At 56.0% G+C, this 21098-nt stretch carries 21 protein-coding genes; 16 read left to right on the top strand and 5 right to left on the bottom strand.

Annotated features, from left to right (window positions below):
- The first annotated feature begins 154 nt into the window (after positions 1–154).
- The 4 genes from ACR0M9_RS02625 (at position 155) to ACR0M9_RS02640 (ending at position 3634) form a co-directional block, all read left to right on the top strand.
- Positions 155–1285 carry a bifunctional 2-C-methyl-D-erythritol 4-phosphate cytidylyltransferase/2-C-methyl-D-erythritol 2,4-cyclodiphosphate synthase gene (locus ACR0M9_RS02625; protein WP_480772780.1) on the top strand — a complete coding sequence of 377 codons (1131 nt, stop codon included), beginning with the start codon at positions 155–157 and terminating at the stop codon, positions 1283–1285.
- Entirely contained in the window at positions 1282–1779 is a 498-nt protein-coding gene (locus ACR0M9_RS02630) for a phosphatidylglycerophosphatase A family protein (protein ID WP_480480677.1), read from the top strand. Before ACR0M9_RS02625 ends, ACR0M9_RS02630 begins: the two co-directional genes overlap by 4 nt.
- Positions 1776–2243, top strand: coding sequence for a CinA family protein (locus ACR0M9_RS02635; RefSeq protein WP_480480675.1), 468 nt, complete (start codon positions 1776–1778; stop codon positions 2241–2243). Before ACR0M9_RS02630 ends, ACR0M9_RS02635 begins: the two co-directional genes overlap by 4 nt.
- Before the next feature lie 209 nt (positions 2244–2452).
- Entirely contained in the window at positions 2453–3634 is a 1182-nt protein-coding gene (locus ACR0M9_RS02640; protein ID WP_480772781.1) for an ammonium transporter, read from the top strand.
- A 125-nt stretch (positions 3635–3759) separates the two neighbouring features.
- On the opposite strand, the gene ACR0M9_RS02645 is transcribed toward ACR0M9_RS02640, so the two are convergent.
- The 3 genes from ACR0M9_RS02645 to ACR0M9_RS02655 are packed head-to-tail and all read right to left on the bottom strand — an operon-like array spanning position 3760 to position 6412.
- A complete protein-coding gene (locus tag ACR0M9_RS02645) occupies positions 3760–5115 on the bottom strand; it encodes a sensor histidine kinase (RefSeq protein WP_480772782.1) in 1356 nt (451 codons plus the stop codon).
- Entirely contained in the window at positions 5115–5774 is a 660-nt protein-coding gene (locus ACR0M9_RS02650; RefSeq protein ID WP_209503754.1) for a response regulator transcription factor, read from the bottom strand. Before ACR0M9_RS02650 ends, ACR0M9_RS02645 begins: the two co-directional genes overlap by 1 nt.
- Before the next feature lie 38 nt (positions 5775–5812).
- The gene (locus ACR0M9_RS02655; RefSeq protein ID WP_480485466.1) at positions 5813–6412 is read right to left on the bottom strand and encodes a PepSY domain-containing protein; all 600 of its coding nucleotides are present in this window, start codon (positions 6410–6412) and stop codon (positions 5813–5815) included.
- A gap of 209 nt (positions 6413–6621) precedes the next feature.
- Here ACR0M9_RS02655 and ACR0M9_RS02660 point away from each other — a divergent pair, with 209 nt between their 5' ends.
- Positions 6622–7668: a hypothetical protein gene (locus ACR0M9_RS02660; protein WP_480485465.1), complete on the top strand. Its 1047-nt coding sequence runs from the start codon at positions 6622–6624 to the stop codon at positions 7666–7668.
- A 235-nt stretch (positions 7669–7903) separates the two neighbouring features.
- Here the strand turns inward: ACR0M9_RS02660 and ACR0M9_RS02665 are convergent, their stop codons facing one another.
- Together ACR0M9_RS02665 and ACR0M9_RS02670 are read right to left on the bottom strand one after the other, a co-directional pair.
- The gene (locus ACR0M9_RS02665) at positions 7904–8089 is read right to left on the bottom strand and encodes a hypothetical protein (protein WP_480473092.1); all 186 of its coding nucleotides are present in this window, start codon (positions 8087–8089) and stop codon (positions 7904–7906) included.
- 468 nt (positions 8090–8557) lie between these two features.
- On the bottom strand, positions 8558–9235 hold the full coding sequence (locus tag ACR0M9_RS02670) for a helix-turn-helix transcriptional regulator (protein WP_480772783.1): 678 nt from the start codon (positions 9233–9235) through the stop codon (positions 8558–8560).
- A gap of 685 nt (positions 9236–9920) precedes the next feature.
- On the opposite strand from ACR0M9_RS02670, the gene ACR0M9_RS02675 reads away from it, so the two are divergent.
- From ACR0M9_RS02675 to ACR0M9_RS02725, 11 genes are all read left to right on the top strand, one after another.
- Positions 9921–10085, top strand: coding sequence for a Flp family type IVb pilin (locus ACR0M9_RS02675; RefSeq protein ID WP_267367933.1), 165 nt, complete (start codon positions 9921–9923; stop codon positions 10083–10085).
- Positions 10086–10220: 135 nt separating this feature from the next.
- Positions 10221–11180, top strand: coding sequence for a Flp pilus assembly protein CpaB (cpaB, locus tag ACR0M9_RS02680; protein ID WP_480772784.1), 960 nt, complete (start codon positions 10221–10223; stop codon positions 11178–11180).
- A gap of 8 nt (positions 11181–11188) precedes the next feature.
- Positions 11189–12727 (top strand): pilus assembly protein TadG-related protein, encoded by a 1539-nt coding sequence (locus ACR0M9_RS02685; protein ID WP_480772785.1) that lies wholly within the window; start codon positions 11189–11191, stop codon positions 12725–12727.
- 13 nt (positions 12728–12740) lie between these two features.
- Positions 12741–13238, top strand: a complete 498-nt coding sequence (locus ACR0M9_RS02690; protein WP_480772786.1) for a TadE/TadG family type IV pilus assembly protein — start codon at positions 12741–12743, stop codon at positions 13236–13238.
- Positions 13235–13882 (top strand): TadE/TadG family type IV pilus assembly protein, encoded by a 648-nt coding sequence (locus ACR0M9_RS02695; protein ID WP_480480656.1) that lies wholly within the window; start codon positions 13235–13237, stop codon positions 13880–13882. The genes ACR0M9_RS02690 and ACR0M9_RS02695 overlap by 4 nt, the downstream gene beginning before the upstream one ends.
- Positions 13882–15108, top strand: a complete 1227-nt coding sequence (locus tag ACR0M9_RS02700; RefSeq protein ID WP_480772787.1) for a CpaE/TadZ family protein — start codon at positions 13882–13884, stop codon at positions 15106–15108. The genes ACR0M9_RS02695 and ACR0M9_RS02700 overlap by 1 nt, the downstream gene beginning before the upstream one ends.
- A 12-nt stretch (positions 15109–15120) precedes the next feature.
- Positions 15121–16509: a TadA family conjugal transfer-associated ATPase gene (locus tag ACR0M9_RS02705; protein WP_480480651.1), complete on the top strand. Its 1389-nt coding sequence runs from the start codon at positions 15121–15123 to the stop codon at positions 16507–16509.
- A complete protein-coding gene (locus ACR0M9_RS02710) occupies positions 16506–17474 on the top strand; it encodes a type II secretion system F family protein (protein WP_480772788.1) in 969 nt (322 codons plus the stop codon). The genes ACR0M9_RS02705 and ACR0M9_RS02710 overlap by 4 nt, the downstream gene beginning before the upstream one ends.
- Positions 17475–17487: 13 nt before the next feature.
- The gene (locus tag ACR0M9_RS02715) at positions 17488–18480 is read left to right on the top strand and encodes a type II secretion system F family protein (protein ID WP_480772789.1); all 993 of its coding nucleotides are present in this window, start codon (positions 17488–17490) and stop codon (positions 18478–18480) included.
- 148 nt (positions 18481–18628) lie between these two features.
- Positions 18629–19306: an orotate phosphoribosyltransferase gene (locus ACR0M9_RS02720; RefSeq protein WP_267366868.1), complete on the top strand. Its 678-nt coding sequence runs from the start codon at positions 18629–18631 to the stop codon at positions 19304–19306.
- A gap of 259 nt (positions 19307–19565) precedes the next feature.
- On the top strand, positions 19566–21056 hold the full coding sequence (locus tag ACR0M9_RS02725; protein ID WP_267366870.1) for a replicative DNA helicase: 1491 nt from the start codon (positions 19566–19568) through the stop codon (positions 21054–21056).
- The last annotated feature ends 42 nt before the right edge of the window (positions 21057–21098 follow it).

Below are 21098 nucleotides of genomic sequence, written 5' to 3' on the forward strand. Positions count from 1 at the left end.
TCTGATATCGAATTCCACGCATATGAACAACAAAACGACGCGCAACAAGCCCGCAAAACCATCATCTGCCTATTTTTTAATCACCAGACCATAGGTGATTGCCACTGCAATCACCGCCGCCTAAACAAACGCAACAAAATGGAGGGCGCGCGGCATGACCACAGCTACCATCATAGTCGCCGCAGGCCGCGGCCTGCGCGCAGGGGGCGACGTCCCAAAACAGTGGCGCGGCCTTGCAGGACGCCGCGTGGCAGACTGGACAATCGATCGGTTCCGCGGACAGGTCGCCCATATCGTTCTGGTCTTATCCGACGAAGACACTCTGGTCTGGGAGGAGTTTCGTGATACCGATCTGATCCTCGCCTCGGGCGGCACAGATCGCACGGGTTCTGTACGCAACGGTTTGAAGGCCCTGGCGCACCTCGACGTGAAGCGCGTCCTGATTCATGACGTTGCCAGACCCTGCGTTTCGTCGCGCACCATTCAGGACGTCTTGAACGCATTGGATGCACATCAGGCCGCCGCCCCCGGACTGACGGTGACTGACGCCTTGTGGATAGGACAAGACGGGGCCGTGACTGGCACACAAGACCGCAGCAACCTGTTTGCGGCGCAAACACCGCAAGGCTTTCACTATGACACCATCACCGCCGCCCATGCGGCGCATCCGGGCGGTGCTGCTGATGATGTTGAGGTTGCACGCGCGGCGGGGGTAGATGTCTGCATCGTACCGGGCGATGCGGACAACCTGAAGATCACCCGCCCCGAGGATTTTGCCCGGGCGGAACGTATCATGGGAATGGATATGGATGTAAGACTTGGCAACGGCTATGACGTGCACCGATTTGGCGACGGGGATCATGTGGTCCTTTGCGGTGTGAAGGTTCCCCATGATCGCGGGTTGCAGGGGCATTCGGATGCGGATGTCGGGATGCATGCTGTAACCGACGCGATTTATGGCGCATTGGCGCAAGGGGATATCGGACAGCATTTTCCGCCCTCGGATCCGCAATGGAAAGGGGCCGCCAGCGAGATCTTTCTGCGTCACGCGGTCGAACTGGCTGGACAGATGGGGTATCGCATCTCGAACGTGGATTGTACGCTGGTCTGTGAATACCCGAAGATTGGCCCTCACGCCGCTGTTATGCGCGAAGAAATGTCCAAAATCATGGGCTTGCGTGCCGATCAGGTCTCGATCAAGGCCACCACGTCCGAGCGTCTGGGCTTCACCGGTCGCAGTGAAGGCATCGCATCGATTGCGACGGCCTGTCTGGTGAAATCATGAACGCGGCGCAGTTGATTGGCACCGTTGGCGGCGTCGGATATATACGCCCTGCCCCCGGCACCTGGGGTTCGCTGGCCGCGCTGCCGATGGCTTGGGTCCTGCACACGCTGGGCGGATTCCCATTGCTGGCAATCGCAACGCTCGTGGTGTTCGCAGGCGGCCTGTGGGCCACGCGCGTGATGACCGACGGCCAGGACGATCACGACCCGTCGGAAATCGTCATCGATGAGGTCGCGGGCCAGTTCATTGCCCTCTGGGCGATCTCATATCCGTCCTGGGCGCATGGGATCGACATTACCGCCCTCTGGCCCGGCTGGGTTGCCGGGTTCGCTCTGTTCCGCCTGTTCGACATCACCAAACCCGGCCCCGTCGGTTGGGCAGATCGTCGCGGCGATCCTATGGGAGTGATGCTGGACGACGTGATTGCGGGTATTTTCGCAGCCGTTGGCGTGATGGTTCTGGCTGGCATCACGCACGGGGTTCTGGGCCTATGAACGTGCCCGACCTGCTGAACCGCGCCAAAGCGCAGGGCGTTATGATCGCCACTGCGGAAAGCTGCACCGGCGGTATGGTCGCTGCGGCCCTGACGGATATACCCGGCAGCTCGGCCGTCGTGGATCGGGGTTTTGTTACCTATACCAACGGGGCCAAGCAGGACATGCTGGGTGTGCTGGCAGAAACCCTGCAGGCTTTCGGCGCAGTGTCCGAGCAGGTCGCTCGCGAAATGGCCGAAGGCGCATTGCGCAACTCACAAGCGCAGCTTGCCGTCGCGATTACCGGCATTGCCGGGCCGGGCGGGTCTGAATTCAAACCCGAAGGGCGCGTATGTTTCGGACTGGCCAGAGAAGGCCGGGAAACCCGAACAGAAACGATTGAGTTTGGCGCGCAAGGGCGGGATGCGGTGCGCCGCGCCGCGCGGGATCATGCGCTGGCGTTGCTTCTGACCGGGCTTTCATAACGCGCACCTTTTTTAGGCATTATCTGCCCATAGCCGCCAAAACTGTCATCACTTGAACAAAAGGCGACAAAATAGGCGACCAATTCGGGTATTGCCTCTTTTTTCCTCACCTGCCCTCCGCTTCAAGGCTCTGCACATACACTCACTCGATCCCGGGCGTTGTCAGATGACCTGCCCGGGAAACCATGCAGGGAAAAGGAGAGCGGCCCATGAATGGAGCCGATACAGCCTGGATCATAGTTGCTACAGCACTGGTCCTTTTCATGACATTACCGGGTCTGGCCTTGTTTTACGGCGGGCTTGTACGTGCCCGAAACGTGCTCAGCGTTTTTATGCATTGCTTTGCCATTGCCTGTTTGATGAGCATTCTTTGGCTGGTGGCCGGGTACTCTATCGCCTTTGGACCCGGTGAAAGTGGGCTTTGGGGCGGTTTGGGCAAGGCATTCCTCAACGGTGTTGATGTGGACAGCCTTGCTGGCACTCTCCCGGAAATCCTGTTCTTTGCCTTTCAGATGACCTTTGCCATCATCACCCCAGCCCTGATCGTGGGCGCATATGTCGAACGGGTGGGCTTTGGCTTTGTGCTGACCTTCTCGGCGCTGTGGATGCTGCTGTGCTATGCGCCTGTGGTTCACTGGATCTGGGGCGGTGGAATGCTGTCCGATGGTGGTATTTTGGGTGACATTGGCGTGCGTGATTTCGCTGGCGGTATCGTGGTGCACGAAACCGCTGGTCTGGCAGCCCTGATCATCGCCGTCATCCTTGGCCCGCGCCGAAACCGAACGACCCCGCCGCATAATCCCGGCTATGTCATGGTCGGCGCCGCGATGCTGTGGGTCGGCTGGTTCGGCTTCAATGGCGGTTCGCAACTGGCCGCGGACGGTGGCGCTGCGATGGCGATGACCGTTACCCACCTGTCCGCCGCAACTGCGTCACTGACATGGGCGCTTTGGGAACGCATCCGCTTTGGCAAAGCCTCGATGGTGGGTCTTGTCACCGGGACAATTGCAGGTCTGGCCTCGATCACGCCCGCTTCGGGTTTTGTGGGTCCGGTTCAGGCCCTCATCATCGGTGCTGTCGCGGGCATTCTGTGTCAGGAAGCCGTCAGTCTGGTGCGCAACAAGCTGAATATCGACGATACATTGGACGTGTTCGCGGTACATGGCGTCGGAGGCATCTTCGGCACCATCATGATCGCCCTGTTCGGCCTTGGCACATGGACCGCACAGTTGGGCGGGCTGGTTATCGTGGGTGTCTTTGCGGCAGCTGTCACGTTTGTGTTGGTCAAACTGGTTGCACTGATCACACCACTTCGCGTAAACGCCGAGACCGAGACAAATGGCCTCGACCTCTCGGTACATGGTGAGCGGGCCTATGACATGAGCAGCTAAGCCCACCTTGGCTGCCTATCGCCCGCAAGGGCAAAAGCGGACCTGTCATGGGTCCGCTTTTCTTGTTTTGGCGCCTTGTCCACCTACGTCACACCCAAAGTACCCTAAACCTTCAGGGCAAATGATCAGCCCGTCGCAGGATGCGCATTGGTTCCCTTCGGAATTACGATCCGGCATTCCAGACCGCCAAGCGAGCTGGATGCACCCAGATCAAGTCGACTGTCATAGGCCTTTAACAAATCAACCGCGATGGCCAGCCCAAGGCCGCTGCCCGAAACAGAGGTATCCAGCCTCCCCCCCGATCGCAGCGCCTCGCGGTGAGCGTCCTGAGGAATTCCCGGACCATCGTCGTCAATCACAATTTCGATCCCGTTCGAGGTTCTCATGGCCGTCACGCGGACCTTATGTTTGCACCATTTGACCGCGTTATCCAGCAGGTTGCCCAAAACTTCTTCGATATCCTGCGCGTCCATACGCACCCAAAGACCCGGGTCGCGTTCGATTTCCAATGACTTTCCTTCGCGCTCGGCCATGGTGGTGAACAGACGCGCTAGTCGATCAATCGAATGAGACAGATCGGTACGAGAATGGGTCAAGTCCGCAGTATTCAGCGCCCGCATTCGGGCAAGCGACCGGCCCAGCTGCGCGTCAATGCGGTCGAGAGCTTCCACAGCGGTTTCCGTAGAACCTCCCGCTTCGGACAACAGCAGCAGTTCATTGCGCATGATTGCAGTAGGTGTTTTCAGGGCATGGGCCAAATCTGCCGCCTGACGACGTGATCCCGATACGATTTCCCGGTTTCGACGCAAGAGCTGGTTCAGATCCTCGACCAGAGGAGACACCTCTTCTGGATAATCGCCTGGTCTAAGGTCTTCGTCCCGATCCCAACGATGCGCCACATCTGACCGAAGCTTTCTGAGTGGCGTCAGGATGATTGACGTCAGAAGTAGTGACCCAACGACACCGATCAGACCGACCAGCGCAAAAACCGGAAGCAGGCTTTGTTGTGCAGCGCGGCGTTCCGCGACAAGCTGGGCCTGACTTTCGGCAACGCTGACCCCCCAGACCGTGCCATCCTCATAGGTAATTTTCTGAAAGGCTCCTCGTAAAGCTTCGCTTTCCGGACCGGGAGTGTTCCAAAGCGTCGTTACATCAGGGGTGCCAAGGGGTTCGGCAATGACTTCATCAAACAAGGAAGCCGACGTAAAGATTTCGCCTTCGCTGTTGCTGACTTGCCAGTATCGGCCAGAATACGGTGTGCCATAGGCCGGATCGAACATCAGATCGCGCAGCGCATCCGGGTCATGGGTCGTAACGCTCAACCCAACGACCAGTTGCGTGTGACGATCAAGTAGTGCGGTATCAAACCTGTCCGAAACGCGGGCATTGATGAACGAGAACACGGCCAGCGTACCAACACCCACTGAAAGGGCACCCGACGCGATCCCCCCCAGTAGAGCCCGTTGACGCAGAGATAACATCAGGCAGAGTCGATCATGTATCCGCGGCCCCGAATCGTTGTGATCAGATCAGGGCCAAGTTTTTTGCGCAGACGGGTTATGAAGACCGCAATGGTGTTCGAGTCCCTGTCTCCATCGTATTCGTAGATATGTTCCGACAACTCGGTCCTTGAGATCATACGCCCAACATTATGGGCCAGATATGTAAGAACAGCCAACTCCTGCGCGGTCAGGTCGATGGGCACGCCATCCGCCGTTACACGCCCGTTGCGGGTATCCAGCACAACATTTCCCATTTCGACGACGGGATTCAACTGACCGCTCTGCCGCCGCAGTATGGCACGGACCCGCGCTGCCAGTTCGGGCATATGGAACGGCTTGGTCATGTAGTCGTCCGCGCCTGCGTCCAATCCGTCGACCCTTTCGCTCCAGCCATCGCGGGCCGTGAGGATCAGCACCGGAGTCTTGATGCCCGCACTGCGCCATTCCCGCAGAACTGAAATGCCATCGCGTTCCGGCAATCCAATATCGAGGATGATCATGTCATAGGGTTCTGTTGCACCCAGATGCAAAGCTTCCAGGCCGCTGTTCACAATGTCCACGACCCGACCTTCAGCGTTCAACAGTTTCTTGATCTGCTCGCAAAGGTGCGGTTCGTCTTCTGCCAGTAAGACTCTCATACTTGGGAATTATAGGCGTGCGAATGGCAGTTTAACCATTACTTTTTACCACCGCCGTTGCCGCCACCGTTTCCACCACCGTTGCCGCCAGAATTGCCACCAGAATTGCCACCACCGTTACCACCGCCATTGCCACCACCGTTACCACCGGAGTTGCCGCCGCCGTTACCTCCGGAGTTGCCTCCGCCATTGCCACCAGAGTTGCCGCGACCGCCACCGCTGTTCCCGCGGTTGCCGCTTTGACCGCCATTTGCTTTGACTGAAGACTTGCCTTGAGATTTCGCATTGGCCGAGTTTCCGGGCGCAGATTTGGCCGCTTCTGAGATTTGTTTGCCGATCTTGGACCCGTTGGAAACGACAACGCCGGTTTTTGCGTTAACAATAACACTGACAATCTTCCCGTTCGGCTTTTTGACCAGTACGCGGTAGTAAACTTTGTCGGCCTGAAAAGCTCGCGCATCAATAGGCGTACCGCCAAAGACCTGTTCGACCCCTTTGATGACTTTCTGCAACCGGATTGCGTTGCCCGAGGTTGTTGCTTTGCGCAGTTCTGCCTGCTTCAGCTCACGAACGGCTGCATTGCCTTCTCCGGGCTGGAGAAAGACAATAAGAAACATAATGGTTAAGAGCTTTCTCATCTTCGGCACTCTTTACTGCGCAACCACCTACATAATCTACCGATTTCAACATGAACTAGGGATGAACGACCAGTTTGGCGTGGGTTCAATGATGATCGGTTTAGATAGCACCTGTCAGATCTTGATTCCGGCAAGCGGTTTGCCTGTGTGCGAATCTTGGAAAACTATGTCGGACCACTGAAACACGCCTTCGATTTACGAGGAACGCTATGAAAACCAATATGACCGGCTTGCTGAAAGCCTCTGCACTCGCAATCGCAATGTTAGGCTCCACCGCAATTGTTGGCGCGATTGCATTTCCTGACGTGGCTTATGCAAAAGATGGCAAAGGCGGCGGTAAAGGAAACGGCGGTGGCAATGGTGGTGGTAACGGAAACGGCGGTGGTAACGGTGGTGGCAAAGGAAACAGCGACAGTGCCGGAAAGGGCAAAGGCAACAGCGGCGGTAATGGCGCGACCAAAGGTGGCGGCTCAAAATCCGCCGGCAAGTCAGGGCGCACTACCTCTGGCGCAAAGGGTTCGAAGTCAAAATCTTCGAAGGGAAAATCGTTCTCTTTGAAAGAACTGTTTACCGGTAAGAAGTCCACGAAAACTCAGACCAAGACCGCACCGTCAGCGCACGCGACAAAATCTAAGGTTCAGGTCGAGGAAACGGACCTGACCGATTCCCACAAGAAGGGGAATAAACTGGCTGCCGCGCTGGGCGTCCACCCTTCGGAACTGGGCGCACTGAACGCAGCCAACGCAAGTGAGAAGGCCCTCCAGAACGCTGCCCCGAATTCGCGCGTCGGTCGCATTGCAACCTATCGCGACACGGTTTTGGCTGGCGACAGCATCCGAGCTGAGCTTGCCGAAAAACAAGACCTTCTGGATGATATGACCCCGCCGGAGCGCTCCAGCGCTGAAATCAATGACGACCTTGAGGATGCGCTGGCCGATGTTCAGGAAAAGCAGGACATCGTCGATGATCTCGAACAGCAACTGGCAGATGCGGGAGGCACCAATCCTGATATCGAGGACGCACTTCAGGACGCAAACGATGATCTGCAAGCTTCCAAAGATGCCGCTGACAGCCTGAATGCCGAAAAACAGGCAGCCTTGGAGTACGAGGAAGCCATGCAAGACGTCGAAGACCTGGCAGACGCCGTTGAGCAGCAGTCACTCGATGAGCGCGCGGCATTGGAAGACGCTGCGAACAAACCCGTCACCGACGAGGTCGAGGCTGCTGTAAAGGCAATGCTCGGACTGGATAGCTAACAGCTTTTGCCTTCATTCTTATGAAGTGGGCAAAAGACCGGGCCAGCTAAGTGATTACCAGCCGTTTGGCTGGCCCGACTTTCTCATTAAGATCCTGACCGCCAGGTTGTATTGCGCTTATGCCCGACGCAAGTTGGCAAAGGTTACTGAGAAAAAATTTAGCCCGCTCCAATTCGGAGCGGGCTTTATCTTTCCCTGATCAAGTTGATCCGGAAATCCATCGGACGTCTGATTTTCAGAAGTCCCGGTTTGCCTCTTCTAGTCGCTTGTTATTTACGATTTCTGTCAGTGCATTTTCGATAGGAGGGAAGCGACTGCTGCTCGAATTTGTATTACTTGAAACTTCGCCGTTCATGACGGGATTATGGGGTTGCATTGTCGCACATGCATACGGCGCAACCTCAATAGCAGTCTTAATCATGCTGTTCCCCTTCCATTCAACCGGACGTGGTTTGCCCGGCCTGTGCGATCAGTATGCCCCGAGCCAGTTGAACACTCAGAGAATACATTGTTCACATTATGTTAATGTTGTCGCGAAATCATGAACAACGACTAAGTAATTAACAAAAAAGGATATTATTTCGCCAACAGATACAATCAGGCCAGATGGATAAAAAAATAGGGCACTCTCTCCCTACTCCGTAAGGTTGTTTAACCCAAGGAAAAGCGACATACGTCTATGGCGAGCGAGTCAGGTTTCTTACACCGAATTTGGGGGTAAAACTGCGGCCGAAGAAAGAAATCTACGAAACAGCCGACGAAATTGCGACACAGTTCAGCGGTTGGTCGACCTGCGCGGCACCATAAAGGGCAGGACCATGACGGCGGATGGATCCTTTGAAAACCAAAACGGTCTTCAGGTCGTCCCGGTAGCAATACATTCGGTTAACTAACCCGCGATCTGAGCAAAACCCCTGTCAGCATCAACGTTTCGGTTTAACAGATGCAAAAGCTCGACCTGGCTCGTTGCCCCTGTTTTGGAAAATATAGAACTTAGGTGCGAACGAACTGTTGTCGGGCCAATGGACAGAGTCTCCGAAATCGTCTTCACAGTCATTCCCTCTTTCATCATCGCGCACACCCGAAACTCGCATCTGCTGAGGTCGGCCGGATTGTGTGGATCAAGGATCGGGACAAAGCGATTGTTGCTGTTGAATTTGGACCGGTGACTCCGAAGAACCTCGGAACAGGCAGCAACCGTTCCGGGCAAGCGTTTGCCCCAGCCAGACGATAGTGTTGGTGCCAGAGCAGTTAGCAGATCCAGTTCGCAGGCCTGCGGGCGTATACTGTAATGCAGCTCAATGTAATCAACCTGCGCCCCGGTTACGTCCAGCGGAATTAGGATAACCTCCACCAGCCCTTCAGGCTTTTGAAGCCGATAGTGTGACATTGATGATGCGTCGGATAACACCAAGTCTGATAGTTTCCAGACTGAACCCGGCCTTGCCGTTGATATACATTCTCCAATAACCAACTCTGCCTGCGTTTGCGGCTGTGAAGGCCAGATTTTCCCCTGCTGGACACAACAGCGCGCAATATGCTTTGCCTTCCAATCCTTTTTCTGCATTCTGACAATTAGAACCGCATCAGCATTTGCCAGGCGCATTAAACAATTTACGGATCGAGACACGGAGCCATTACCGCATAGGGCCTGAGTCCACTCCACTACAAAGTCCAGACTCTCCCTCGCCTGAGCGCTCTTTAAAAAACTCACACTCATAACAATTAACCATTCAACTAAACAGACCGACCAAACAAACAGGTTCGGGTTACTACAACAAATTTGTGTTCCTTTCGAAGTCACAGCAACCGGAATTATCGGCTTGTCTGCGCGGGAAGTTTTCAAACAAAGGCTTTTAAGAAACTTTATATATCTGTTTTTAATATGCTTTTCTAAGTCTTGTCATCACTGAACCGCACGATGCCAATCCGCAAACGCCAGACCGGTCAGTAAAAATCAACCACCATCCCGCTCACAATTGCGACCCGGCTCAATTCATTGTTTCCGAAAAAGGGCGATTCGCTGAACGTTAATACGTTGTTAACGCAGGGTTAAATGTATTCGCCCAAAAGGGTGATTTTCTTCAATTGATTCAACCAAAAGGTGTATTTCAATTACCTTTGAAGGAAGGCACGCATTTCCCCCGTTCCTATTCTGATTCCCGAGCTAATGCATTTTCGCCTGGCTTGCGCTCAAGAATACGGAGCGCTGATAACGTCTAACCTATTTGGGGGAAATAATGACTAAATTCATGAAGAAGTTTGTTAAGAATGAAAGCGGTGCAGCAATTGTCGAATATGGCCTGGCTCTTTTGGTCGTGGCGTCGATTGCAGTTGGCGCATTCTCGTATCTGGGCACCACTACCAACACAAACGTGACTGGTGCATGCGCTGCTCTGGGTAGCGCGACCTGCTGACCCAAACACACTTACCAAAATACAGAGCTCTGTGCCGCCGCGCCACTGTTGCGGCGCAGAGTTCACCGCCAGGAATTTCGCGAAAACAAGACGACCGAAGTTCCATATTTCAGAACGTAATTGTTGGAGAGAGTGATGCGTATCAGGCCAATCATTTCTACACTGTTTGGAATTGCGATAGCGTCCGGTTCCGTTTACCTGGCGAAAGATCACATTCAGTTTAAGACAAGCACTGCCGGTGTCTCGCCAGATGCCGATCTGGTTGAGATCTACGTGGCCCGATCAGAAATCGCGTTTGGTCAAACGATCGAAGCGCACGACGTCACAATTCACCCCTGGCCGCGCGAGGCGCTCCCGGCCGGAGTTTTCACGGACATTGATGTACTTGTTCCAAACAATCGCCGTCAGCTGCGGCGCGCCAAGGGCCGGTTCTATCCCGGCGAAGTAATGCTTCTTTCCAAGGTTTCGAACTTTGGAGAAAAAGTCACCCTTGTTCAGAAGTTGGGTGAAAACACACGCGCCATGGCGATCGAGGTCGATGCTGTAACAGCCGTGGGCGGTTTTGTTACCCCAGGCGATCACGTTGATATCGTCTTGACCCAAGGTGCCAAGCAGGACCTGCGCGCGGTCACCATCTTGCAGAATATTCGCGTCATTGGCGTGGACCAGCAGTCGGAAGAATTAAGCGATCAGCCGGAGGTCGCCCGCACGATTACGGTGGAAGTGACCCCGCAGCAAGGTCAACGTCTGGCCCTGGCTCAAAAGGCCGGAACCCTGAGCCTGACACTGCGCACCCTGGACAGCGTCGAGGATGAACCCATGGAGATGGTTCGCCTGCGCGATCTGTTGCAGGAGGAAGGACCGGTGGAAAAGGTTGATATTCAACCCACTGTAAAGCTGCGCCGGGGAACCGAGACTGAGGTTGTGACCATCCAACGGCAACAGGAAGATGCGGAACAGGAAACAGAAGCCGCGCCCGCCGCCAAATTGCAACCTGATACCCCAAAAGATGCACACCTTGCGCCGGCGTCCGCGACGCCGCGCGTCAAACCCCGCATTCGCCCAATCAAAGTCAGTCAGACACCCGGTCAATAAGTTCAGCCATGCCAACTCGCGCTATCATATCCGCATTCGCCCAAGAGGAGAACGGCACCGTCGCGATCCTGTGGGGCACTGCTTTGGTCGCATTCCTTGGGTTCTTTGCAATCACACTGGACGTTGGCCGGTTGAATTCGACACATGCAGAGCTTCAGTCCTTCGCCGACAACGTAGCTTTGGCCGCAGCGGGAGAGTTGGACGGCCAACCGGACGCGATTACGCGAGCCACAAATGCAGCAGCAAATCTTGTCAGCGACAGCCAGACATTCGCAAACGGGGCGACCACGCTTTCAGGATCTTCGGATTATACCCTCCTGTTTCACTCGGCGCTTCCGGCATCGGATCTGACCCCGCTTGGCGCAGATATTACAACCGATCCACGAAAGGCCAGGTTCGCGCAGATCGTGTTGACACCTAAATCCCTGACGATGAGCCTGGCTTCGGCGCTGGACAAAATGCTTGGTGGGGCTGGGTTTTCTGCTGCCAGCGTTTCAGCCGAGGCAGTGGCCGGATACTCGAAAGCGGCGTGCGATATCTCACCCCTAATGTTCTGCCTGCCCCCGAATTGGGAATCCACTTTGACCGTAGGCGACCAGATATTGCTGCGCAGTGGCGGCAACGGAACGGCTTGGGGTCCGGGCAATTTCGGCTTTATTGATCTGGCGAATTTCCAAGACAGCTCGGGTGTATGTGCCGACGAAGGGGGCAATAAGCTGGCCTGTCTGATCGCGGCGCAAAGCCAGATCACCCAATGTGTTCTGACCAATGGTCTGAACACCGAACCCGGCCAGAAAAACGGCATTACCAACGCTGCATTCAACGTCCGCTTTGACATCTACCGCTCGGTTCTCAACGGTGAGAAGAACAATATCGATTTCGCGCCCGCACCAAATGTGATCAAGGGGATTGAAAGCAACGGTGGCGGCGCTTGCATTCAGGGTAATGAACAGACGACCCCTGATACAACAGGTTTGGGGCGCGACCTGTGCATGACGGCGGGCACCTGCGGTGGAAACAACCGTTTCGGTGACGGCAACTGGGATCGAACCGGGTACCTTAATCGAAACCACGATCTGGCAGATGGGATTGCCGACGGCATCGGCAGCGACACACATCTGCCCGCGCTGTCCGGGTCGGATACCGTTTTCGCAGGAACGCGGTACGGAATGTATCTGAGGGAAATAGCCTACGGAAATTCAAACCCACACTCGCCGCCGAACGCAAGCTCCATTCTGGACCCTTCGCTTGCTGAAACCGGCCGCCCGATGTGTTCCAGCCAGATGTCCGAAGACCCGGCGCGGCGCGTTGTAACAGCTGCCGGTATTGATTGCGCGCTGAACCCAGTATCTGGTTCGACAACTGGGGTTCCGGTCACCAAATTTGTTGCCGTGTTCCTGACTGAACCGGTGGGTGATGACGGTGGCTCACCCCCCAGTTTCGACATCCACGGAGAGGTCGTCGGTTTCCCCGATGTGACCGGCGTTGGCAGCGGCGGCAACGGGTTTGGCGGCATCTTTCGCGACGTCGTACAGTTGTATCGGTAGGGGCTGAGGGTTCATGTGTATTCGCCTCAAATCCCCTTTCAAGCGCTTCGCCAAAAGCGACGATGGAGCGATCCTTGTCGAGTTTGGCCTCGTCATGCCGATTATGCTGCTGCTGTTGGCGGTGACATTGGAATCCGCACGCCTTATGTGGTCGTATCAGTCGGTCATTGCCGGTGTCCGGGATGCCAGCCGCTATATGTCGCGCGTCACGCCCTCGGATATCTGTTCGTCTGGCGGAACAGTCGCGGGGCTCAGCACAACTCTGAAAGGGATCGTAGAGCGTGACATTCACGGCAACAGCCTGTTTCCGCCCAGAATAACCGTCAACTCAGTAACGCCCAGCTTGTCCTGCGTGTCGGGCACGTATCGCATAAACCCGGCACCCGTCGGTCAGGTAAGCGCCAATATCACCGTTCAGTTCCCGCTGGGGGGCATTCTGAAGCTTTTCGGCAGCGGCGCGTCATCGATAACCACCGACGTCGCTGACACATCGCGGATATTTGGCCAATGACACGGTTGCGAAATAACCGCGCCATCTTGCGCCAGGTCGCGGACCAGATGCTGCGCGACCAAAATGGTGGGGTTCTTGTTGAGTTTGCCTTGGTTGTGTCCCTGTTTTCCTTCCTGTTCCTGGCATTGCTGGACTTTGGCCGGCTATCATACAGCGGAGTGAACGCGCAAAAAGCCGCACAGTTGGCGGCGCGCATCGCTGTGGTGCGCCCTGCGGCCTGTCCGGGTGTGCCACAAACCCACACGCGGGGAACATCCGCGTTGTCCCCTCGCTTTGGCACCCCATGCAGTGCGTCGGCTGGCGTATGTGCCGACCCCGTAACGCCAGCTTGTGTGGGTGACGCCACCAACACCACAGCATCTGAAATCTGGGGGCGCATCAACCCGTTGCTGCCCCCCGGCACGACGATTGACGCCTTGCAGTTTTCCTATGACTTCAATTCCAATCTGGGCTTCCTGGGTGGCCCTTACACACCCATGGTCACGGTTGAGCTGAACCTGAATGATTTTCAGTTCGTGTCGCCGCTGGCCGCGCTTGCAAATGCCGCGGGCGCGACCAGCAGCACAATTCCTTCAACAGCCGGGTTTTCCAATTTCAGCGTTTCGCTGCCTGCCGAAGACCTGGCATCAGGAGAGTCAGGTTAATGGTTAAGAACGTTTCCAATCTCAATTCACATTCCGTCATGCTTGTATCTGAAAGCGAAACCGTCGCTCAGGTGGTCGCCAATGCCTTTCCCGCCGGTCAAAATAACGAAATCTCAGAGAATGCGGGTTCGTTCAAAGCGTTGAACGGCACGGCGCGCAATCTGGCATTCAAGCATGACCTGGTTATTTTTGAAATCGACCCCTGCGACGCGGGCGAGGTTCTGGCTGTCAAAGACCTGCTGACCCATCGACAAGACGACACCTTGTTTGTTGCGCTGACGCAGAATGACGTTTCGATCTCGGTCGCCCGCGAGTTGCGGAAAATCGGCATCGACGAGGTTCTGCCCCTGTCCATTGACGAGGATGGGCTGAAAGCCGCAGTAGCAGAAAAAATCTCCTCCCGTTCACTTCCGCAAGGGTACATTCAAAATGGCCCCTCTGCCCTTGGCACGGTGATCCCGGTTGCAAAATCCCGCGGTGGGATCGGAGCGTCGACGGTCGCCGTAAACCTTGCCTGCTCGCTGGCGGGCGGAAAAGGATCATTCCTTAGGAAAAAGGCGAAAAGCCGCGTCGCGCTTCTGGATTTCGATCTGCAATTTGGAAACGCGAACGTGTTTCTGGATCTTGAAGATAATGGAGGATGCCTCCAGCTCATCGAAAACCAGGAAGAGCCGGATGATCATTTCCTGACATCAATCCTCCAGAACCACACGCTCGGCATGGATGTGTTGTGCGCGCCCGCGCCGTTGGTTCCGCTTCAGTCCATACGACCGGGCTTGATCGAAGGGATGCTCGACCTGCTTCAGCGCCGGTACGATTATGTTGTCATCGACCTGCCCTGTGCCGTTGTGGAATGGGTCGAACCCATTTTCAAACGCGCGAACCAACTGGCGCTGGTTACTGACACGACGGTTCCATGCGTTCGCCAGACCCGGCGCCTGATCGATTTCTATCGCGAGGCGAACGTGGCCCTGCCCGTCGAGGTTGTCGTGAACCGCGAACGAAAGACGATGATCAAACCCGCACATGTACGCGAGGCCGAAAAAGTGCTGGAAACGAAACTGAAGCACTGGCTGCCGGACAATCCCAAGATTGCGCGAAACGCAGTCGATCTGGGACGACCGATTGTGGACATGAAGCCGCATTCGGACCTTGGCAAGGCTCTGACGAAACTGGCTGCGTCCATGTCCGAAGGCACCCGGCCAGCCACACAAAAAACTGCATAATGGGAGATCGCCGTGTTTAACGAGTACAAATCACGCCGGGCCGCGTCCAAGTCGAATGTGTTGGTTCTGGAACGGCCGATCGAGGTACCAAAGTCCAAGGCAACACCAGAACCGGTGGACGTTGACCTGCAAGCGCATCTGGAGCTTAAAAGCCGTCTGCACAGCGAGCTTCTCGACCGTCTGAACCTGTCTGTGATCGACAAGGTCGAACGGTCCGAACTGAAACGTCAGATCGCCGCGCTGGTTACCGGGCTGATCGAGGCCGAACGCCTGCATTTGCGTTCCGAGGCATTTACAGCCCTAGTTGATGAACTGATTCACGAAGTAATGGGTCTGGGCCCGCTGGAACCTCTTTTGGAAGACCCGACGATCAACGACATTCTCGTCAACTCTTATGATCAGGTCTATGTGGAACGATTTGGCCTGCTGGAGCAATCCTCCGTGCGCTTTCGCGACGAACGCCATCTGCTTCGGATCATTGACAAGATCGTCAGCCGGGTCGGCCGCCGTATTGATGAATCCCAGCCATGGGTCGATGCGCGTCTGGAAGACGGAAGCCGGGTCAACGCGATTATCCGCCCGTGTTCAGTTGATGGGCCGGCGCTGTCGATCCGCAAATTCTCGCGCAATCCTCTGACCATCGACAAGTTGGTCCAGCGGGACAGCATGAACGAACAGGCAGCCAAGCTTCTGGCCGCGCTGGTCGAAGCCAGGCTGAACATTCTGATTTCTGGCGGCACCGGTTCGGGCAAGACAACAATGCTGAACGCCGTTTCATCCTATATCGACGGCAAGCAGCGTATCGTGACAATCGAAGATGCGGCCGAACTTCAGTTGCAGCAAAGCCATGTCGTCCGCTTGGAAACCCGTCCCCCCAACTCGGAAGGTCAAGGGGTGATTACGCAGCGGGATCTGGTGCGCAACGCGCTCAGGATGCGGCCTGACCGCATTATTGTCGGCGAGGTCCGTGGTGCCGAATGCTTTGACATGCTTCAGGCCATGAATACGGGGCATGACGGCTCCATGACGACCGTACATGCGAATTCGGCCCGCGATGCGCTCAGCCGGGTCGAACAGATGGTGACGATGCTGGGGGCGGACCTGCCCGTCAGAACCATCCGGTCTCAAATCGCCTCGGCCATTCAGATCGTCCTGCAACTCAGCCGTCTGAGCGACGGGACACGCAGGGTCGTCAGTATTTCCGAAATCACGGGCATGGAAGACGATACGATCACGATGCAGGACATCTTTGTCTTCAAGCGCCGTGGCAAGTCTGAAAACGGCGACGTTCTGGGAGAGTTCCTGCCAACCGGAATACGGCCAAAATGCTTCGACCAGCTGGTGGCGGCGGGTGTCGATGTGGACACCAACATGTTTATTCATGGGGTGACGACATCATGATTGACCTTCAGCCCAACATACTGAACATCCTGATCTATATTTCGATTTTTCTGGGTATTCTGCTTGCCTACGAAGGCGTTCACCAGCTTCTGGCGCGCAAGGAAACGCATGGCGAAGCCAGAAACCGCCGCATGAAACTGATCCAGAACGGGGCTTCGACGGATCAGGTGTTGCAGCTGCTTCGCGATCCCGCAATGCTGGCTGCTGGTGAAAAAGCCGGGCTGATTACGCGGTTTCGCCGTCTGCTTGTGCAAGCCGGTTTGGCGGTCAACCCGGTTTGGGTGGTTCTCGCCGTCTCCCTTCTGGTTTTGATGATCTTTTTCGGGGCCTCCCGGTTCCTTGCACCGGAACTGGCAGTCATTCTGAGCGCTGTGTTCGGCCTCATCGGCCCGGTTATCGTGCTGGTCGCCATGAAAGACGCCCGCGCGAAGAAACTGACGAAACAATTGCCTGACGCGTTAGACCTGATGGCTCGAGGGCTAAAGGTGGGGCATCCCGTTGCAGTGACGGTTGGAAACGTTGCCTCTGATCTGCCGGATCCGATCGGGTCAGAGTTTGGCATCATCAAAGACCAGATCAACTATGGTGATGACGTCGCGACCGCCTTTCACGACTTTGCGCAACGGGTCGGAACAGAGGATGCAAAATACCTTGCCGTAAGTATCGGCATTCAGCATGGAACCGGCGGCAACCTGTCCCGCGTTCTAAGCATTCTGTCCCAGACCATCCGCGACCGGCACACGATGCAAAAAAAGATCAAGGCAATCTCTGCCGAAGGTCGCCTGAGCAGCCTTATCCTCACGATTTTGCCGGTCATCATTTATCTTTCGATCGAGATCTCCACGCCAACATTTTACGGCGACGTACGCAGCGATCCGCTGTTTCCGTATTTCGCCCAGGTGATCATTGGCCTGACAATTGCCCAGGGTTTCATCCTGAAGCGGCTGGTTAAATTCAGATTCTAAGGGGAATTGGGATATGGATATTCTTCAGGACATTCTAAACGATCCGCGCATCACACCGCAGTTGATCCTGTTGGTCGGTATTGCCCTTAGTGTTTTCTTTGTCGTCATGGGCCTTTCCGGATTTACGGCAAGTGAAAACACGGCAGCACGCCGTATGCGCGTTGGGTCGGTTTCACAAGGGCATGGGCAGGATTTTGACCTTATCCAGGGTGACAACAGCGACCCGCACGGGCTGCTGAAGGCCTTCGTCCCGTCGTCAAAACGCGAACGCTCCAGGATCGGGAAGCTGTTGAAACAGGCCGGAATTCGGCAAAAGCACGCCATTCGCACCTATTATACCTTTCGGGTCGTCCTGGGATTTGTGTTGCCTGCCGCGTTCGTCGCAACCATGGCTTTGCCGATCGAAACGCAAGTTCAGTTAGGGATCGCCGACCTTTTGCAGGGTGTTACCTGGATAAACACAATGCAGATCGTGACGGCACTGATGGTCCTGGGCTTTTATGGCCCGGCACTGTGGTTGCGGCGCCGCATAAAGAAACGCCGCCAGGCCATCGAACACAGCCTGCCTAACGCGCTTGACCTGCTGCAAGTCGCTATCGAGGCCGGGCTGGGCTTTGACGCGGCGATGATCCGGGTCTCGCATGAAATGGCCAAGGCAGCTCCGGAAATCTCGCAGGAGTTTTCGGTTCTTCAACTGGAGTTGCAGGCAGGCAAAGAACGTCAGGCCGCCTTTCTGGACATGGCGAACCGGGTCGGTATCGACGAGATGAACTCGTTCGCGAACGCCTTTTTGCAATCCAACCAGTACGGAACCAGCATATCCGCATCGTTACGCCGCTTCGCCACTGACATGCGGCTTGACCGAGAACTTCGCGCCCAGGAAAAGGCAAACCGTCTGCCTGTGCAGATGTCTGCCGTGATGGCCATGTGCATGATGCCTGTCCTATTGCTGATTTGTCTGGCACCAATGCTGATCCGGTGGGTCAACATGTTCGGGCAAGGGTAACGCAGCGACAATGGTGTTCGCATAGCTGACTACCCGGAAACAGCGGACCTTAGGGGGGTCCGCTTTTCTTTTGTTCCAACAGCTCTCGACTCCGGGCCAAGGGTCGGGCTATCAGCCCGAAACATCATTTCATCGCCGAGGTCCCGCCATGATCCCCAGTTCTTTTCCCGATAGCACTGAAATCGCTCGCCTGACGGCCCGGATGCTGCTGGAGATCAAGGCCGTCCACTTCAACGCGCGCGAGCCGTTCACGCTGGCGAGTGGCCTTCCCAGCCCGACCTATATCGATTGCCGCAAGCTGATCTCCTACCCGCGCATTCGTTCCACGCTGATGGATTTTCTGACTGTTACGGTAATGCGGGACGCGGGTTTCGAAGCCTTTGACAACATTGCGGGCGGCGAAACTGCGGGCATCCCCTTTGCCGCGATGGTGGCCGAACGTATGGCATTGCCGATGACCTACGTGCGCAAAAAACCCAAAGGTTACGGGCGCAACGCCCGCATTGAAGGCGCAATGAGCGAAGGTGAACGCGTGTTGCTGGTCGAGGACCTGACTACCGATGGCGGTTCGAAACTGTCCTTCGTCGATGCAATTCGCGAAACTGGTGCCACCTGCGGGCATACGGCTGTGATCTTCTACTACGGTATCTTCCCCGAAACCGAGAAGACGCTGGGCGACCATGGTGTAAAGCTGCATCACCTTTGCACGTGGTGGGATGTTCTGGCCGAGGCCAAGGCGCAAAAAGCCTTTGATCAGGAAACACTTGACGGGGTCGAGGCGTTTCTGAACGACCCGCGAGGCTGGCAGGACGCGCGAAAATCGTGATTTTCAGCCTGTGGATGGCTTGGGGATAGTTGATTTTCGAATCGCATCAAAGCGCGCCTATCTAGTCAAGATATCCAGCCAACACACCAAATGTTGCGGTAACGCTGCGCCCGTGTAAAACTAGGGCTAAGTTATCCCCATTGGGGTGGGCAGTTATCCCAAGGCGGGGGGCAGTTATACCAACTTACCCCCATTCATTTGCAGATAGCTTGAACCGGGGTGTGGCGTGTAGAACCTCGGAACGGGCAGCGGGGACATGATGAACGAGATCAGCAGTATCGAGCAGGCAGCGGCGCATATTCAGAACGCCGAAACCATGCCGCATTCCATTGAGGCTGAACAGCAGCTTCTGGGTGCAATTCTGACGAATAACGACCTTTACGACCGGGTCGCTTCGATCATTGGGTCCGAGCATTTCTATGACCCGGTTCATGCCCGCATTTATGAGGTCGCCGCCGCACGCATTGCAAAGAACGCGCTGGCCTCGCCTGTGACGTTGAAATCCTTCATGGCCGAGGATGAGGGCCTGAAGGAATTGGGCGGGCCAGCTTATCTGGTCAAGCTTGCCGGCGCGTCGATCAGCGCCTTTGCGGTACATGACTACGCCCAGATGATATATGACCTCGCCATCCGGCGCGAGTTGATCCGTTTGGGCCGCGACATCTCCGACAAGGCCGCGCGGGTCGATGTAGCCAGCGAACCGAAAGAACAAATCGTCGAGGCCGAACAACAGCTTTATCAGCTTTCCGAGCAGGGCCAGACCGAACAGGGGTTCCAGTCCTTCCTCAAGGCGGTCACAGAAGCCGTCAATGTCACCAACGAAGCCTACCAGCGCGGTGGCGGCATGGCTGGGATCTCGACCGGTCTGGTCGATCTCGACAAACAACTGGGTGGTCTTCACCCCTCGGACCTGATCATTCTCGCAGGTCGTCCGTCGATGGGGAAAACCTCGCTGGCGACCAACGTGGCCTTCAACGTGGCCAAAGCATACAAACGCGGTCTGAAACCGGATGGTTCCGAAGGCGCAATTGACGGCGGGGTCGTCGGCTTTTTCTCACTTGAGATGAGCGCTGAACAGCTGGCCGGGCGCGTTCTGGCCGAGGCGTCCGAAATCTCTAGCCACAAGATCCGTCAGGGCGACATGACCGAGGCCGAATTCCGCCGTTTCGTTGATGCGGCCAAAGAACTTGAAGCCTGCCCGCTTTTTATCGACGACACGCCCGCCCTTCCGATTTCTCAGCTTGCCGCACGCGCGCGACGGTTGAAACGCACACATGGGCTGGACCTGCTGGTGATCGACTATCTGCAACTGTGCCGCGGCATGTCCGACAACCGGGTTAACGAGATTGCTGAGATTTCAATGGGCATGAAAGCAATCGCCAAAGAACTGAACATTCCGGTGATTGCCCTGTCGCAGCTTTCCCGCCAGGTCGAAAACCGCGACGACAAACGTCCGCAGCTGTCTGACCTGCGGGAATCAGGCTCGATCGAACAGGACGCCGATGTCGTGATGTTCGTGTTCCGCGAAGAATACTACAAAGAACGTGAAAAACCCGGCGATCACGAGCTTGAGAAGATGGAAGAATGGAAGCAGGCCATGGAACGCCTGCACGGCAAGGCCGAGATTATCGTTGGCAAACAGCGCCACGGTCCAATCGGCACGGTCGAGCTGTCATTCGAGGCGCAATTCACCCGGTTTGGCAATCTGGTCAAGCCGTGGCAGCAGGGTGGCGAGATTGAAGGTTATTGATCGCGAAAGGACAGACTTACTTGGGTTTTCCCGACTTTCCTT

The organism is Ruegeria sp. CH2, from assembly GCF_056537065.1.

What these genes read in the sequence shown, in the direction of transcription:
- ACR0M9_RS02625 (WP_480772780.1), top strand. Translation starts at nt 155, where the DNA reads ATGACCACAGCTACCATCATAGTCGCCGCAGGCCGCGGCCTGCGCGCA.
- ACR0M9_RS02630 (WP_480480677.1), top strand. Translation starts at nt 1,282, where the DNA reads ATGAACGCGGCGCAGTTGATTGGCACCGTTGGCGGCGTCGGATATATA.
- ACR0M9_RS02635 (WP_480480675.1), top strand. Translation starts at nt 1,776, where the DNA reads ATGAACGTGCCCGACCTGCTGAACCGCGCCAAAGCGCAGGGCGTTATG.
- ACR0M9_RS02640 (WP_480772781.1), top strand. Translation starts at nt 2,453, where the DNA reads ATGAATGGAGCCGATACAGCCTGGATCATAGTTGCTACAGCACTGGTC.
- ACR0M9_RS02645 (WP_480772782.1), bottom strand. Translation starts at nt 5,115, where the DNA reads ATGTTATCTCTGCGTCAACGGGCTCTACTGGGGGGGATCGCGTCGGGT.
- ACR0M9_RS02650 (WP_209503754.1), bottom strand. Translation starts at nt 5,774, where the DNA reads ATGAGAGTCTTACTGGCAGAAGACGAACCGCACCTTTGCGAGCAGATC.
- ACR0M9_RS02655 (WP_480485466.1), bottom strand. Translation starts at nt 6,412, where the DNA reads ATGAGAAAGCTCTTAACCATTATGTTTCTTATTGTCTTTCTCCAGCCC.
- ACR0M9_RS02660 (WP_480485465.1), top strand. Translation starts at nt 6,622, where the DNA reads ATGAAAACCAATATGACCGGCTTGCTGAAAGCCTCTGCACTCGCAATC.
- ACR0M9_RS02665 (WP_480473092.1), bottom strand. Translation starts at nt 8,089, where the DNA reads ATGATTAAGACTGCTATTGAGGTTGCGCCGTATGCATGTGCGACAATG.
- ACR0M9_RS02670 (WP_480772783.1), bottom strand. Translation starts at nt 9,235, where the DNA reads ATGCAGAAAAAGGATTGGAAGGCAAAGCATATTGCGCGCTGTTGTGTC.
- ACR0M9_RS02675 (WP_267367933.1), top strand. Translation starts at nt 9,921, where the DNA reads ATGAAGAAGTTTGTTAAGAATGAAAGCGGTGCAGCAATTGTCGAATAT.
- cpaB (WP_480772784.1), top strand. Translation starts at nt 10,221, where the DNA reads ATGCGTATCAGGCCAATCATTTCTACACTGTTTGGAATTGCGATAGCG.
- ACR0M9_RS02685 (WP_480772785.1), top strand. Translation starts at nt 11,189, where the DNA reads ATGCCAACTCGCGCTATCATATCCGCATTCGCCCAAGAGGAGAACGGC.
- ACR0M9_RS02690 (WP_480772786.1), top strand. Translation starts at nt 12,741, where the DNA reads ATGTGTATTCGCCTCAAATCCCCTTTCAAGCGCTTCGCCAAAAGCGAC.
- ACR0M9_RS02695 (WP_480480656.1), top strand. Translation starts at nt 13,235, where the DNA reads ATGACACGGTTGCGAAATAACCGCGCCATCTTGCGCCAGGTCGCGGAC.
- ACR0M9_RS02700 (WP_480772787.1), top strand. Translation starts at nt 13,882, where the DNA reads ATGGTTAAGAACGTTTCCAATCTCAATTCACATTCCGTCATGCTTGTA.
- ACR0M9_RS02710 (WP_480772788.1), top strand. Translation starts at nt 16,506, where the DNA reads ATGATTGACCTTCAGCCCAACATACTGAACATCCTGATCTATATTTCG.
- ACR0M9_RS02715 (WP_480772789.1), top strand. Translation starts at nt 17,488, where the DNA reads ATGGATATTCTTCAGGACATTCTAAACGATCCGCGCATCACACCGCAG.
- ACR0M9_RS02720 (WP_267366868.1), top strand. Translation starts at nt 18,629, where the DNA reads ATGATCCCCAGTTCTTTTCCCGATAGCACTGAAATCGCTCGCCTGACG.
- ACR0M9_RS02725 (WP_267366870.1), top strand. Translation starts at nt 19,566, where the DNA reads ATGAACGAGATCAGCAGTATCGAGCAGGCAGCGGCGCATATTCAGAAC.